This is a genomic window from Bacillus mobilis, from assembly GCF_001884045.1.
Lineage (GTDB): Bacteria > Bacillota > Bacilli > Bacillales > Bacillaceae_G > Bacillus_A > Bacillus_A mobilis.
Genome location: NZ_MACF01000093.1, coordinates 1 through 16,059, shown reverse-complemented (window position 1 = coordinate 16,059; position 16,059 = coordinate 1). Strand labels below are relative to the sequence as shown.

Genomic DNA, 16,059 nt, shown 5'->3' with positions numbered 1-16,059 from the left:
CTCCTTATTTCATCATTGGAATGTTAACGCCTTTTTCTTTCGCAGTTTCCACAGCTAAGTCATATCCAGCATCAACGTGACGAACAACACCCATACCAGGGTCAGAAGTTAATACGCGCTCAATACGTTTCGCTGCCGCTTCTGTTCCATCTGCGACGATAACCATTCCAGCGTGAAGTGAATAACCCATACCAACGCCACCACCGTGGTGAACAGATACCCAGCTCGCACCGTTTACACTGTTAATTAATGCATTTAAAATTGGCCAGTCTGCTACTGCATCACTACCGTCTTTCATCGCTTCTGTTTCACGGTTTGGAGATGCTACTGATCCGCAATCTAAATGGTCACGGCCGATAACGATCGGTGCTGATAATTCACCATTTGCAACCATTTCATTAATGATGCGACCAAATTTCGCGCGCTCACCGTAACCAAGCCAACAAATACGTGATGGAAGACCTTGGAATTCAACTTGCTGACGTGCCATACGAATCCAGTTACATAAATGCTCATTGTCAGCGAATTCACGTAAAATAACTTCGTCTGTTTTATAAATATCTTCTGGATCACCAGAAAGTGCTACCCAGCGGAATGGTCCTTTTCCTTCGCAGAATAATGGACGGATAAATGCTGGAACGAATCCCGGGAAATCGAATGCATTTTTCAAACCTTCATCGAAAGCAACTTGGCGAATGTTATTTCCGTAATCAAATGTAATTGCGCCTTTTGCTTGCATAGCAAGCATTGCTTCTACATGTTTTGTCATGCTTTCTTTTGATAATTGTACGTAACGTTCTGGATCTTCTTCACGAAGTTTCGCTGCTTCTTCTAATGTGTAACCGACTGGAATATAACCGTTTAATGGATCATGAGCAGATGTTTGATCCGTAACTAAATCTGGCGTAATATTACGCTTCACTAGTTCTGGTAAAATTTCTGCCGCATTTCCTAATAAACCAATTGAAATTGGTTCTTTCTTCTCTTTATACTCGTTCGCAACAGTTAATGCTTCTTCTAACGATTCTGTATACATATCACAGTATCTCTTTTCAATACGACGATCGATGCTGCGCTTATCAACATCAATAGCAATAACAACACCGCCATTCATCGTTACAGCAAGAGGTTGTGCACCACCCATACCACCTAAACCAGCAGTAAGTGTTAATGTACCTTTTAATGAACCATCGAAATGTTGACGTGCAGCTTCTCCAAACGTTTCATATGTTCCTTGTAAAATACCTTGTGTTCCAATATAAATCCAGCTACCTGCTGTCATTTGTCCGTACATCATAAGACCTTTTTTCTCTAGTTCACGGAAGTGATCCCAGTTCGCCCACTTCGGCACTAAGTTTGAGTTCGCTAAAAGAACGCGAGGTGCATCTTCATGTGATTTAAAGATTGCAACTGGTTTTCCTGATTGAACAAGTAATGTTTCATCGCTTTCTAACGTTTTTAATGAATCTACAATCGCCTGATAGCTTTCCCAGTTACGAGCTGCACGGCCAATTCCGCCATATACAACTAATTCTTCTGGTTTTTCAGCAACTTCCGGATCTAAATTGTTCATTAACATACGAAGTGCAGCTTCTTGAACCCAGCCTTTCGTTTGTAACTCAGTACCTCTTGGCGCGCGAATTGTTTGTTTTACTTTTTCCATTTCAATCTCTCCCTTTTCTCATTTTATAGTGCTGCGTTTACATCTAATCTTTCTTTTATCGAATAATTCGTTTTTAACCAATACGCAATATTTTCAATATCCGTTGAGAATATGCGGTCATTTGTAATAGAAGGTACTTGCTGACGACCTTGATGGTAGAAGCTCTTCGTCACTGTACTCATGTTTTCAATACCTCGATATTCTGCTGCTTGCATCGCACAAATCATTTCAATTGAAAGAACACGTCTTACGTTTTGAATAATTTGATGCGCATGGCGTGAAGCGATTGTTCCCATACTTACGTGATCTTCTTGGTTAGCTGATGACGGGATTGAATCAACACTCGCCGGATGTGCTAACGTTTTATTTTCAGAAACAAGTGACGCTGCTGCGTATTGCATAATCATTGCACCAGACTGAAGTCCTGGTTCTGGACTTAAAAATGGAGGTAAATCATTTAATTGCGGATTTACTAAACGCTCAATACGACGCTCTGAAATATTTGCAAGTTCCGCCATTCCTACTTTTAAGAAGTCCATCGCAAACGCAATCGGTTGACCGTGGAAATTACCACCCGAAATTACTTTTTCTCCGCCATCAAAGATTAGCGGATTATCTGTTGCGGCATTCATTTCAATTTCTAATTTTTCTTTCACATAATTTAAAACTTGCCAAGAAGCACCATGTACTTGCGGGATACAGCGAAGTGAATATGCATCCTGTACTCGTAGCTCTCCTTGTTTTGTTGTTAACTTACTATCGTGAAGGATGTCACGAATTCTGCTCGCTACTTCCACTTGCTCTTTATAACCTCGTGCTTTATGAACATTTTCATCAAATGCATCAATAATGCCTTGTAACCCCTCAATTGTCATCGAAGCAATGAATTCAGCTTGATAAGCCGTTGCTTCTGCTTCTATATAAGAAAGAACTCCTTGAGCTGTCATCGCCTGCGTACCATTGATTAATGCAAGCCCTTCTTTCGCTTCAAGTTCAATCGGCTCAAGACCTTCTTCTGTAAGAGCCACCATCGCATGAACGCGCTTCCCTTTATAGAACACTTCACCTTCGCCTAATAATACGAGCGCAAGATGAGATAAAGGCGCTAAATCGCCACTCGCACCAAGTGAACCTTGTTGCGGAACGACTGGGTGAATTTTACGATTTACAAACTCAAGAAGCATATTTACAACAAGCGGTCTAACACCGGATACGCCTTTAAGCATCGTGTTCGCTCGTAAAATTAACATACCGCGTGATACTTCTTCAGGGAATGGATCGCCTATCCCGCATGCATGTGACTGAATTAAATTGTGTTGAAGTGCCTTTACATCATCTTTTTGAATAAGCACATCACTGAACTTTCCAAATCCAGTTGTAATACCGTAAACGACTTTTCCGTCCTCTACAATTTTCTCAACAACTTCGCGGCATTCCGCCACCTTTTGCATACTATTTGGACAAGCTGTTACACCTTCCCCTTCAAGTAACAACCTCTTCATTTCTTCAATTGTCAATGTGTGTCCTGTTAACGTAATCATTCTTTTTTCCTCCTTAAAAAGGCAAAAGGGGACCTTATCTTTTTAAGACAGACTTCTGTCCTAAAAAAGTAAGGCCCCCTTCTAACTAATAGACTATGGGCAAATCATATGTGATTAATTCCTAAACCAATCGCCTCATGCTCAGATCCTTTTACAGGTGCACCAATCGTTCCATATAATGCAACAGCAACCCATTCGCCTTCTTTTTTTCCGTCGTATGGTGTACCGCGCACAATCGCAAAGCGAAGTCCTACTGTACGAAGAACGTCTGCTAACTGAATTTGACCTCTCGTCACTCCGTACAAAGCTTCCATAATTGCATGATAAAGTGCATGTGTTTCTCTGTAAACATCTGTTTCAATAACTTGGTTGCTCTTAGCCGCTGTTTCCATTGCTGCTACAACTTTTTGCGAATTCATCGAACCCACTTTCCCTGTACAATACTTCCAACCTTTCGGAATAGATAATACAGGGCTTTCATTCTCATCCGCAAGTGCCAACAACATGGCCATACGACCAATTCGATGTGTTCCTTGAAGAAGCATGTGACTCTCTCATTTCTTTTAATTATTTGAATATTTCTTAATTTAAGAATATATGAAAACGGTTAAATCGTCAATAGTTTAAACTCACATTCAAACAATTTTTTTATCTCCTTCATTTGTGTACACAAATTATTCACACAAAGTTTTCAGGTGTGCTATAGCCTCACTAACAAATGCAAAGGGGTTATATTTCAATGACGAAGCGAAAAGATATTCATTTTCGAATTGAAGAAAAATTACTTGAAAGGTTTGAAGCTGCACTCCAATATGAAGATTTAAAGAAAACCGACGTATTAACACATGCGATTCAGCAATTTTGCACGAAGGTGGAATGTGAAAAAATGAATGATGTAAAACGCCAATACAACGTAAGCAACCATTTACAAACTCGTATCGATACGCATAAACATTACGAAGAAAAACAAGTGAATTTAGATGAATTCGTCATGGAACACTTACAACTTCAAGGAGACGAAAAAATATTAGAGGTTGGATGCGCTAACGGGAATTTTCTTTCTCTTTTACAAACTAACGGTCATAAAGGACAACTAACCGGTTTTGATCAATCGAAAACGATGCTTTCTGAAGCTGCAATAAAAAATAACATAATTGAATGGAGATTAGGTGATGCTGGTAATCTTCCTTTTGAAGCTAATTGCTACGACTGGATCGTCGCAAGACATATGTTATATCACATGAAAAGTGTTGAAAAAACAGTTCAAGGATTCCATAAAGTAATTCGTCCTGGTGGCTCACTTTTAGCTACAACAAATTCTGACGTTACATTACCTCGTATAGTTGAAATGTGTAACCGCATGTTAGACGCATTTGATTTACCGAAAACAACATCATCAGTCACTCCATTTTGTTTAGAAAATGGTAAAGAGATATTACAGTCTGTTTTTCCAACTGTCGAAGAAACAGTTATTCATAATGCTCTCGTTTTTCATCATGCTACTCCGATTGTAAACTATATTTCTAGCATGTTTCCATCCCTAAATATACCTGATAATACATATCTTCACGCCGAAATGAAGGAATGGCTAAAAAAAGAAGTAGAAAATGAATTGTCACTTCATAACGGTATATGGCGCGATCCGAAAACGTTAGCCATTTATCGATGTAAAAAAGAAAAAAGCTAGCAAATGCTAGCTTTTATACATTCTCAGGCAAAAGCTCCTCCATCATCATATTGCCCTTACCACCATAAAAATTTATATTATGTTTGTTCGCTACTCCACAATAAGAGGCAATCGCTATTCCAAATGGTACAAATGCATGCCCCTGTGCTGTAATAATATTTGAGTGTTGCACAATTTCTTCATATACAAAATTTTCTACTGGAAAACAATCTAATTTTTGATAATCCATAGTCACCGTATACGAGATTGCTTTGAATAAGCCTGCTTTTGCTAGCGCATATGGTCCAGCACAAATAGCAGCTACTAATTTTTCTTGTTCATGAAATTGACGAATGACTGAAAAAAGTACTTCTGCATCTTTCATATGTATTGCATCTCCACCTGGAATAATAATCCCCTCAAATTCTTCTACACGCACTTCACTTAATTCTATATGTGGTTGCACTTGCAAACCTGTTTCACTTATAATCAATTCTTTTGTTACACTCGCTGTAATAATTTCAAATTTATTTTTCAGCAGCGCCGTAGCTACCGTTATTTCAAACTCCGCAAATGTTGGGTACACAAATAAAAGTATTTTTTTCATAACCCTCTCTCCTTCAACCATTTTATAAAATATTCCTCTAATTCGTCCACTGTTAATCTATTCGTGTCTACATAAGTTACAGAAAATTGTTTATACCATTCTTTTTCAGTTTCTACTAATTTAAATTGCTCATCAAATGTACTTCTGTTTCTTGTTCTATCGTTATTTTTTCTATCATATACATTCTTTTCCGTCACATCTAAATAAAAAATTGCATCTGAACGACATTCTCTTAATCGATATAATTCATCTTTCAATTCACCTTCTATATCCCACTCTTTCCCTATAATCGTTGGATAAAAAAGTGTATAGAACAGGATGTCTTCTGGTCCACGATCAAAAATCACGACTGAATCTTTCACATTTTGAAACTCCTTTATTTTTGCTTCGATAAACATTTTTTGATTTATAATAAATCCTTCTTTTGAATTCATATCCAAATTTAATTGCTTTCGCTTTTCTACAATTGGATAAGGGTTTTCATATATAACTGAAAGTCCACATCGCTCTAACCTTTTAGCCAATGTTGTTTTTCCGCTTGCCATTGGTCCTTGAAGTGAAATTACATATGCCATCCCTCTCATTCCCTTGCGCTTTAGTACATCTACAATATACAGAATTTTGAAAACCATCAACAATATATATATCATCTTGTTTCTTATTCTTATCTAACTTATAATAAAAATTAGAGATTATGACGGACGCATCGATAATGTAAGCTTGGAAATCCAAGCTTACATTATTTTTTGCTTTCCCTTTTCTAATAAAAAGAGTATACTAGTTTAGAACGTATGTTCTTAATTATTACATACAGTAAGGAGATAGAACAATGGTATACGACACAAAAGCAATTTCTTGGAATGAGTCTTTAAAACAACTTCAACGCCGCTATACAAACAAACAAGTTGACCGAAAAGAATTTGAGGATATTGAACTAATGGAATTCTTCCGCGATAACGACTACATTTCTTTACCTACACATATAAGCGGCCTATCAACAACACGTTTTACTTCTTACTCTATTTTCACAACTGAAGATAAAGATCGTAAAGTTGGCACATTAATCATCGAATATGTAGAAGATGATAGTAACAATTTATGTGTTGAACAACTATACTTTGTTTAAATGATAACGCTTGGTCAAAATGACCAAGCGTTCTTGCTTTCTATGAATCTCACTGTTTATAATATGAATAAAAGAAAACCGCAATCATTAAGGGGGGATACGCTTGCTCGAAGGATGGTTCAGTTGGTTTATTGTGCTATGGACTGTTATTTTATTAGGACTTATGTCTATCGGTGGATACTTTATGTTCAGAAAATTTTTAAAACGACTACCAAAAGAAGATGGTATGTCTATATTAGATTGGGAAGAGCACTATATTAATAAAACTAGGCATTTATGGGATGACGAACAAAAACAATTGTTAGAAGAGCTCGTAAGTCCTGTTCCAGAACTATTTCGCGATGTTGCTAAATCAAAAATTGCCGGAAAAATCGGAGAACTAGCATTACAAGAAAAAGCCTCTCAAATTACACAAGATTTAATTATTAAAGGGTATATTATTGCTACACCAAAGCGCGACCATAAATTTTTAGTGAAAAAACTACAAGAAAAAGAGATTGATTATTCTAACTATAAAACTTTATTAACAAAATCCCTCTAATAAAAAAAGATTGCTAGCTTATAGCAATCTTTTTTTAACTTACAGTTACTGATTTTACGGCTGTTAATCTAGCTTCTGCTAAGTCTATTTGTAATCCGACCGCACTTATATAAATCGTATCACCTGTTCCTGTAATATTCACTTGTGTGGATGTCGTATTTGATGCAATAGAACCTGTTGCATTTACATTTGTAATATCAAATTCAGCTCTTGCATTTGCATTTGTAGTTGTTCCAGAAAAATTACGATCTGCAAAACTACCAATTGTATTTAAATTTCCATTAATATCATTTACTTGCCCTCTAAAAAAGTTTCCTATTGGATTATTTGGTCCTGTTAATGTCACAGAGTTCAATTGAAAATTATCACCTGTAAAGTTCGGATCACCATTTACCGCCATTACAAAAGCTCTTGCTGTCACTGTCCCTGTAGCTGGTGTGAAAAATCCAGAAAGAGTTTGTGGTGTACCCGATAATAAAAAACCTGGAAATAAACTCACATTTCTCACCGGATATGAGGAATCACGATATACAACAATCAACGACCATCCAGCACCATATCCAACCGGCTGACGCGTAGGTAATCTCGTTACGCTATATCTTCCTGCTGCTCGATTGGGTAATCCTTGTAATAAAGATGTAACGTCTGCTGCTCGATTATAAACATTGGCTATAAAAGGTAAATTCGTCCCTTCTGATGACCATGCTGAATTAATTGTCACTTGTGTACTCGTTCCATCTGGCGTAACTAAATTTGGTGGATTCGCATCAACAACAGCGGTTGTAACAGCCGTATCCAAACCACCTGACCAAACAAGTAAGGCAAAATCTACAACCGCTGTAGCTGGAACAATAATAGTTGATGGATTTACTTCAGCCCATGAACCATCTAACGTCCAATCATTCGTCGTACCTCCAAATGTATTTGGGTCTGTTGATGAAGGAACCCCTCCAAAGGTTAAGTCAGTATTTAATGTAATAAGTGCATTGTAAGCAAAGTTTGTATTAGCAGTACCACGCATTCCCATCGTATTGCCCGTATGCATCATGAATAAATTATCATTTTTACCGTAAGCTCGAACGAAGGCCAATAAAGATCACTCCTATTATTTTATAAAAGGGATTTTTCACTAACATTTTCAATTACTTTAACTTACAGTTACCGATTTTGTAGCAGATAGACGAGCCTCTCCTAACTCTATTTGTAAACCTACAGCACCCGCATAAAGATAATCAAATGTATTTGGGATATTAACTGTCGTAGAAGTTGACCCAGCTGTTAATACACCGTTAGCAGGAACATTCGTCACATCAAATTCAGCGCGCCGATTGTTTGTCGCAGTTCCAATGGGCATATTTCGGTCTGCAAAGCTACCAATTGTATTTAAATTCCCTACATAATTATTGACTTGCGAAGCGAAAAAATTAGGATTGGCATTATTAGGACCCACAAGCGCTGTACCATTTAACACAAATGTATCTGCTGTTGCATCTGTATCACCATTTAACGCCATTGTAAATACACGAGCGTTCACCGGTGCTGTAGCGGGCGTGATAAAATTAGAAATCGTTGCTGTCTCACCCAATGTAGAAATGAGTAAACCAGTATATAAACTAACATTCCTAACAGGATATGAATTATCACGATATACAACAACTAACGCCCACCCTACTCCTGTTCCTTGCAAAGGTGGATTTGCCGTTGGAACACGTTCTACAAAATAATCACCTAGAGCACGATTAGGAAGCCCTTGAAGAATACTTGTCACATTAGCTGCACGTGTATAAATCGTACCTTGAAATGTCCCACTCGACCTTGTTTCTCCCCACGCAGGTGTACTTGTAATAGTGTGAGTCACATCATCCGGGGTTCTAAATGTTGGAGTATTCGCATTGACTACCGCTTCTGTTACAGTCCCCCCTAATGTTCCTTGCCAAACTAACATTGCAAAGTCGACCGTAGCCGTTATTGGTACATCTGTTACAGATGGATTGAGCCTCGTCCATGACCCATCTAAAGTCCAATCATTTGTCGTTCCTGCGAAGGTATCAGTATCTGTTGAGGATGGCACCCCAGCAAAACTCAAATTTGTATTTGTAGAAATTAATGCGTTATATTGATATGCAGTAGCTGTCGTAATACCACGCATCCCTAACGTATTTCCTGTATGCACCATAAAAAGCGAATCCGTTTTTGTATATGTTTGTACAAAGGCCAACAACCTCACTTCCTTTCTATTAAAAGTAATATTTTCTCGCTATTTCATTTAATGCGAGCAAAACGAAAAAGTTCCATTTATATACATACGAGCTAATTTAGGCAAAAAAAAAGCCTTTGCCTATTCCTATTCATTTATATTTGAATAGGATGCAATGACGAGCACATTTTTCATATTTTTTTACAAATAGAACGAGTTTTTACTTTTGAATTGATGCTATTTGTAAATATCTAACTATCGATCGGATTTAAATTTATTGAGAAAGGACGAATCTAATGGCAATAGCAACAATAGGAAGTCGTTTAACCTATACAATCGTTGTCCAAAATACTGGAACACTGCCTGCCCAAAACGTTACATTTACAGACCCCATACCAGCTGGCACCACTTTCGTTCCAAACAGTGTAACTGTTAATGGTACTCCAACAGCCGGCGATCCCTCGACTGGTATTCCTATCAATAATATTCCTGCTGGTGGTTCTGTTACAATTACTTTTCAAGTAGATGTAACTAGTATTCCTACACCACCTGTCGCTAGTAACGTAGCATCATTTGGATATGAATTTCAACCTGCACCTAACGCACCCACTATCACACGTACAACAACCAGCAATATAGTTGATACAGATATTTTCACAGCTAATGTCTCATTAACAAAAGCAGTAGATAAAACAATCGCTACCATCGGTGATACGATTACGTACACCATAACCGCTACAAACGAAGCTCCATTAGCTGCCAATAACGTTATCATTACAGACACACCTCCTGCTGGTACATCGTTTGTTCCAGGTAGCGTTACAGTAAATGGCACTTCTACTACCGATAATCCTGCTACTGGTATAAATGTAGGAACGATTGCAGCAAACGGGATTGCTACAATTACTTTTCAAGTTCGAGTTAATAGCCTTCCTACACCTAACCCTATCCCTAATAGTGCAACTTCAAGTTTTCAATACAATCCACCAAGTCAACCACCAATTAACAGAAACTCTACAAGTAATATAGTTGAAACACAAATTAATGCTACTATCATTAATCCGACTAAAAATGCAAATCAACAAATTGTAAACATTGGTGACATCATTACGTATACGATTACTGTTCCAAATAACGGTAATATTTCAGCAACAAATGTTTCTATCACTGATCCTATCCCTACTGGCACTACTTTCATTCCAAACAGTGTTACAGTTAATGGAACGACACAATCCGGCGTAACACCAACAAATATTCCGTTAGGTACGATTCCTGCTGGTCAAACTACAACTGTCACATTTCAAGTTCAAGTCACTTCTCTTCCAGCTAATGGAACGATTACTAACGAAGCAAATATAACATTTACGTCGCAACCGAACCCTACTGAACCCCCAACGACAACTACTACAACACCACCTCCAACAACTACTTCTGTACGAACTGCAATTGTAAATCCAACAAAAACAGCTAGTCCACAAATTGCTGATATTGGTGATATTATTACGTATACAATTACTGTACCGAACACAGGAAACATTGATGCGACGAACGTTATTGTAACTGATCCTATTCCAAGTGGCACTACATTTATTCCAAATAGCGTCACAATTAACGGCGCTTCACAAACTGGTGTAAATCCTGCTGGTGGTATACAAATCGGAACAATTGCTGCTAGTACAACCGCTACAGTTACATTCCAAGTTCAAGTTACTTCTCTCCCAGAGAATGGCTTAATTCGAAATATTGGAACCACAACATTTACGTATGAACCAGATCCAACAAAACCACCTATTACAACAACAAATCCTACACCACCCACCACTACTCCTGTTAACACTGCTATTACAAATCCTGTTAAAACGGCAGATAAAACTGCTGTTGATATTGGTGATATTATTACGTATACGATTACTTTTACCAATGATGGTACGATACCTGCTACGAATGTAGTTTTTAATGATACAATTCCTGCTGGTACAACATTCATTCCGAACAGTGTAGTCTTAAATAATGCTCCCGTTCCAAATTCAAATCCAGTACTAGGAATTCCAATTGGAACAATTAATCCCGGTGAAACGAAAACACTCTCATTTCAAGTTCTTGTTACACAAATTCCTGCTGGCGGTGTTATTACAAACGAAGCTTCAACGACATATACGTATCAGCCAGACCCAACAAAACCGCCTGTTACAACAACCGAACCGACAGCACCTACTACAGTCGCTGTTAATACCGCTACGGTTAACCCTACAAAATCTGCTAATCGTAATTTCGTTGATATTGGTGATGTTATTACGTATACAATTAGTTTACAAAATAACGGCACTGTTCCCTCTACGAATATTTTACTAACAGATCCAATCCCAAACGGTACAACTTTTATTCCAAATAGTGTCACGATTGATGGTGTCTCACAACCTAACAGTAATCCTGAAAACGGTATACCAATCGGCACTTTAAATCCAAATCAAGCAAAAACAATTACATTCCAGGTTCAAGTTACAAGTGTGCCACCTAATGGCCTTATAGAAAACCAGGGCAGTGTATCATTTAATCATATTGTAAACCCAAATGAACCCCCTGTTACAAAAACTACCCCTACTCCTAAAACGGAAACACAAGTTGGGACCGTTGTTACAGCACCTACAAAATCTGCAGATAAACAAGTTGCTGATATAGGTGATACGATTACCTATACGGTCACATTCACAAATAATGGGACAGTTCCAGCTACAAATGTTGTCGTTACAGACCCTACACCTAACGGGACTATTTTCGTTCCCAATAGTGTTACGATTGATGGCGTTTCGAATCCTGGTTCCGATCCAGCACTCGGACTACAACTCGGCACGATTTCTGTCGGAGAAACAAAAACAATCACCTACCAAGTTGTCGTTACAAATTTACCACCTGATGGAATAATTAGAAACCAAGCGTCCTTCACTTATCAATATCAACCGAATCCAAGTGAGCCCCCCGTTACAACAACTACTACAACTCCAAGTGTGAACATCCCAATTAACAATCCAAATCCGACGACTACAAAATCTGTTGATCGACAAATTGCTGATTTAGGAGATACGATTACTTTTACCGTAACATTTCAAAATAGGGGGACCGTGCCCGCTACAAATGTTATTGTGAAAGATATACTTCCATCTGGTGTTTCATTCGTTCCTGGTAGCGTTGTCGTGAATGGAACATCCCAGCTTGGAGAAAATCCCGAAATTGGTATTCCAGTCGGCACTGTAAATCCTGGTCAAAGTATTACAGTTACATTCCAAGGTGTAGTAAATAGCATCCCGCCCGGGGGAGTCATTAGAAACCAAGCAAATATAACATTCACATATGAGCCAAATCCGAATGAACCTCCTGTTACAACAACTATTACAACTCCTGAAACAGAAACGGCAGTTAATACAGCAACACTACATCCACAAAAAACAGCTGATCGTTCCTTCGTTGCATTAAATGATATCATTACCTATACACTCTCATTTCAAAACACCGGTACTGTCCCTGCTACGAATATAACCGTGATTGATTCTATCCCTGCTGGTACTGTATTTGTTTCAGATAGTGTTACGATTAATGGTATTCCTCAACCAGGAACCAATCCAGCATCAGGAATTTCACTTGGAACTTTAGCGCCGTCCGAACGAGCGACGATTACTTTCCAAGTACGAGTAGTAAACATCCCTGCTAGCGGCGAAATACGCAATCAAGGAAGTGTCACATTTAATTATCAACCGGATCCAAATTTACCTCCCGTCACAAAAACAGAAACGACTCCTGAAACTACGACTCCTATTCAAACTGTAGTCATAAGTCCAACAAAAACTGCAAACCTTACGTTTGCAGAAATTGGTGATATCGTAACTTATACTGTCACATTTACAAACCAAGGAACCATCCCTGCTACAGGTGTAACAATTACAGATTCTTTGCCACCTGGTACAACTTTTGTTACGAATAGCGTTACAGTAAATAATATTCCTCAACCTGGCGTAAGCCCAATCACAGGTATTCCCGTCGGTACTGTTAACCCTGGCGAAACTGTCACGGTTACGTTCCAAGTACAAATAAATGCTATTCCACCTAACGGAAAAATAGAAAATACGGCAGTTGTAACCTATATTTCTCAACCTAACCCAAGTGAACCACCTATTACAACGACAGAAACGACTCCTACTGTTACTTTACCGGTTCGTACCGCTAACCCGAATCCGCAAAAAACAGTAGACCGTGAGTTTGCAAGTATTGGCGATACACTCACTTATACAATCACCCTTCAAAATTCTGGTAATATACCTGCAACTGATGTCATTATTACAGATTCTATCCCTACTGGAACTACATTTATTCCTGGAAGCATTACGATTAACGGTATTTTACAACCTGACTTGACCCCTGAAACAGGAATCCCAGTTGGCACATTAAATCCTAGACAAATAGTGACTGTTACTTTAGAAGTACAAGTAACTGCTCTACCACCAAATGGTATTATCTCAAATGAAGCAAATGTCACTTACACATCTCAACCAGACCCTACCCTTCCGCCTATTACAACAACCACACCTACTCCAATCGCAGAAACAATTGTACAAAATGCAGAGTTAGAGTCAACTAAAACAGTAGATTTATCAGTTGCTAACATTGGAGATGTACTCACGTATACAATCACTCTTGAAAACATCGGAAATATTCCTATGACAAATGTATCTGTCATTGATCCACCACCAGTAGGTACACAATTTATTATAGATTCCGTTACAGTAAATGGTATTTCACAACCAGGTATTGATCCAAGTGTCGGAATACCTATCGGTACTATACAACCGAATCAAATAGTAAACATCACATTCCAAGTAACGATTACAAATATACCGCCTAACGGGGTTGTTACAAATGTTGGTTCAGTCAACTTTACATCTCAGCCTAATCCAAATGAACCTCCTATTACAGAAACAGAGACAACACCACCAGTTAATACTGAAATCATTAATAGTATTATTAATCCATCGAAAACAGCTGATCGAAACAACGTTGATATAGGTGATATTATTACGTACACCGTTACCTTCCAAAACTTACAAACTGTACAACTGACAGATATCGTTTTTACAGACCCCATCCCAACAGGAACTACTTTCATTCCAAATAGCGTTACAATTAATGGTGTACCAACTAGTAATGTTGACCCAGCTCTTGGCATCCCTCTGGGCACATTAAACCCTAGTCAATCAGTTGTTTTAACATTCCAAGTTCGCGTTGTTTCCATACCACCTAACGGAATTATTGTAAATGAAGCTACTATCACCTACACATTCCAACCTAATCCTGGAGAACCACCAGTAACAGTAACTACTCCAACGCCCCCTACTACTACAAATGTCAACACAGCGACAACGAATCCTACAAAATCCGCTGATAAAGTATTTGCATTATTAGGTGACACAATCACTTATACAATCTCCTTACAAAATACAGGAACTGTCCCTGCCACGAATGTACTTGTAACCGATCCTATTCCAGCTGGTACTACTTTCATTCCAAATAGTGTAATGATTAATGACGTGCCACAACCAGGTACCGTCCCTAGTTCTGGAATTCTTATCGGTACATTAGAACCTAACACCTCGGCCGTCGTAACTTTCCAAGTACAAGTAACATCGATACCGCCGACAGGTTTTATTGAAAATGAGGGCACCGTTTCATTCCAATATCAGCCAGATCCAAACTTACCACCTGTATCTATTACTACACCTACACCTACTACAAAAACTCGAGTAAGTGAAGTTACCATTAACCCTAACAAGCAAGCAAACCCTCAAATAATCAATCTCGGTGATACTATCACATATACAATCACATTCCAAAATGTAGGAAATATTAATGCGACAGATGTCATTATGACAGACCCTACTCCAGCTGGAACCAATTTCGTACCGAATAGTGTTTCTGTAAATGGTGTTTCTTTACCTGGTGTAAATCCAAGTAGTGGTGTAAATGTCGGAACAGTAACTCCAGGACAAATTATTACATTAATTTATCAAGTTACTGTAACAACATTGCCACCAGACGGCATTATTACAAATACAGCAACTGTCACTTACACATTCCAACCAAACCCTAGCGAACCCCCTATTACCATTACAGATCCTACTCCAACTGTTGAAGTATCCGTTATTACACCTACACCTAACCCGAATAAACTAGCAGACAAACAAATTGTAGATATAAATGAAATCATAACGTATACCGTAACCTTCCAAAATCGCGGATCAGTCCCTGCAACTTCCGTCATCATTACCGATCCGTTAGCGAATGGATTAACATTTGTTCCTGGTAGCGTTGTAATAAATGGCCTTCCAGACCTTGGAGCAAATCCTGTAGCGGGTATACCTGTAGGTACAGTCAATCCGAACGACACAATTACTGTTCAATTCCAAGCGAGAGTAACAAGCGTACCACCTGGTGGTATCATTCGAAATCAAGCAACTGTTACTTTCACATATGAACCAGTTCCTGGTGAACCTCCTATTACCATTACAGACCCTACTCCAATTAACACAACGGATGTAAATACAGCTATATTAAATCCGCAAAAAACAGCTACGCCGGAAACAGTTACACTAGGTGATATCATTAATTGTCGATAGGTAAGTCTTTGAGGTTATCTCCAACTTTTCCCCCGATCCGCACGGTACGTGCCACT

The 16,059-nt window shown here is 38.4% G+C and carries 10 protein-coding genes and 1 pseudogene; 4 read left to right on the top strand and 7 right to left on the bottom strand.

The genetic code is table 11. From position 1 onward, the window contains the following. Positions 1-4: 4 nt before the first annotated feature. From hutU to hutP, 3 genes are all read right to left on the bottom strand, one after another. Positions 5-1,663 (bottom strand): urocanate hydratase, encoded by a 1,659-nt coding sequence (gene hutU / locus BAQ44_RS16355; RefSeq protein WP_029439737.1) that lies wholly within the window; start codon positions 1,661-1,663, stop codon positions 5-7. 23 nt (positions 1,664-1,686) lie between these two features. After that, on the bottom strand, positions 1,687-3,204 hold the full coding sequence (gene hutH / locus BAQ44_RS16350; RefSeq protein ID WP_000631839.1) for a histidine ammonia-lyase: 1,518 nt from the start codon (positions 3,202-3,204) through the stop codon (positions 1,687-1,689). Between the two features lie 104 nt (positions 3,205-3,308). Beyond that, a complete protein-coding gene (gene hutP, locus BAQ44_RS16345) occupies positions 3,309-3,749 on the bottom strand; it encodes a histidine utilization transcription antiterminator HutP (protein WP_000926516.1) in 441 nt (146 codons plus the stop codon). A 194-nt stretch (positions 3,750-3,943) separates the two neighbouring features. On the opposite strand from hutP, the gene BAQ44_RS16340 reads away from it, so the two are divergent. Further along, on the top strand, positions 3,944-4,891 hold the full coding sequence (locus BAQ44_RS16340; RefSeq protein WP_071722414.1) for a class I SAM-dependent methyltransferase: 948 nt from the start codon (positions 3,944-3,946) through the stop codon (positions 4,889-4,891). 13 nt (positions 4,892-4,904) lie between these two features. On the opposite strand, the gene BAQ44_RS16335 is transcribed toward BAQ44_RS16340, so the two are convergent. Both BAQ44_RS16335 and BAQ44_RS16330 read right to left on the bottom strand, forming a co-directional pair. After that, positions 4,905-5,477, bottom strand: coding sequence for a DJ-1/PfpI family protein (locus BAQ44_RS16335; protein WP_071722412.1), 573 nt, complete (start codon positions 5,475-5,477; stop codon positions 4,905-4,907). Next, the gene (locus BAQ44_RS16330) at positions 5,474-6,052 is read right to left on the bottom strand and encodes an AAA family ATPase (protein WP_071722410.1); all 579 of its coding nucleotides are present in this window, start codon (positions 6,050-6,052) and stop codon (positions 5,474-5,476) included. The genes BAQ44_RS16335 and BAQ44_RS16330 overlap by 4 nt, the downstream gene beginning before the upstream one ends. 254 nt (positions 6,053-6,306) lie before the next feature. Here BAQ44_RS16330 and BAQ44_RS16320 point away from each other — a divergent pair, with 254 nt between their 5' ends. Both BAQ44_RS16320 and BAQ44_RS16315 read left to right on the top strand, forming a co-directional pair. Continuing rightward, the gene (locus BAQ44_RS16320) at positions 6,307-6,603 is read left to right on the top strand and encodes a hypothetical protein (RefSeq protein ID WP_071722405.1); all 297 of its coding nucleotides are present in this window, start codon (positions 6,307-6,309) and stop codon (positions 6,601-6,603) included. Between the two features lie 103 nt (positions 6,604-6,706). After that, positions 6,707-7,144, top strand: a complete 438-nt coding sequence (locus BAQ44_RS16315) for a DUF2621 domain-containing protein (protein WP_063262434.1) — start codon at positions 6,707-6,709, stop codon at positions 7,142-7,144. Positions 7,145-7,178: 34 nt separating this feature from the next. Here the strand turns inward: BAQ44_RS16315 and BAQ44_RS16310 are convergent, their stop codons facing one another. Continuing rightward, positions 7,179-8,234 (bottom strand): hypothetical protein, encoded by a 1,056-nt coding sequence (locus BAQ44_RS16310; protein ID WP_071722403.1) that lies wholly within the window; start codon positions 8,232-8,234, stop codon positions 7,179-7,181. 57 nt (positions 8,235-8,291) lie between these two features. Continuing rightward, a complete protein-coding gene (locus BAQ44_RS16305) occupies positions 8,292-9,362 on the bottom strand; it encodes a hypothetical protein (protein WP_071722401.1) in 1,071 nt (356 codons plus the stop codon). 275 nt (positions 9,363-9,637) lie between these two features. Here BAQ44_RS16305 and BAQ44_RS16300 point away from each other — a divergent pair. Further along, positions 9,638-15,991 (top strand): annotated as a pseudogene (locus BAQ44_RS16300) (hypothetical protein); the annotation flags it as partial. Positions 15,992-16,059: the final 68 nt, after the last annotated feature.

What these genes read in the sequence shown, in the direction of transcription:
- BAQ44_RS16335 (WP_071722412.1), bottom strand. Translation starts at nt 5,477, where the DNA reads ATGAAAAAAATACTTTTATTTGTGTACCCAACATTTGCGGAGTTTGAA.
- BAQ44_RS16320 (WP_071722405.1), top strand. Translation starts at nt 6,307, where the DNA reads ATGGTATACGACACAAAAGCAATTTCTTGGAATGAGTCTTTAAAACAA.
- hutH (WP_000631839.1), bottom strand. Translation starts at nt 3,204, where the DNA reads ATGATTACGTTAACAGGACACACATTGACAATTGAAGAAATGAAGAGG.
- hutU (WP_029439737.1), bottom strand. Translation starts at nt 1,663, where the DNA reads ATGGAAAAAGTAAAACAAACAATTCGCGCGCCAAGAGGTACTGAGTTA.
- BAQ44_RS16340 (WP_071722414.1), top strand. Translation starts at nt 3,944, where the DNA reads ATGACGAAGCGAAAAGATATTCATTTTCGAATTGAAGAAAAATTACTT.
- hutP (WP_000926516.1), bottom strand. Translation starts at nt 3,749, where the DNA reads ATGCTTCTTCAAGGAACACATCGAATTGGTCGTATGGCCATGTTGTTG.
- BAQ44_RS16330 (WP_071722410.1), bottom strand. Translation starts at nt 6,052, where the DNA reads ATGGCATATGTAATTTCACTTCAAGGACCAATGGCAAGCGGAAAAACA.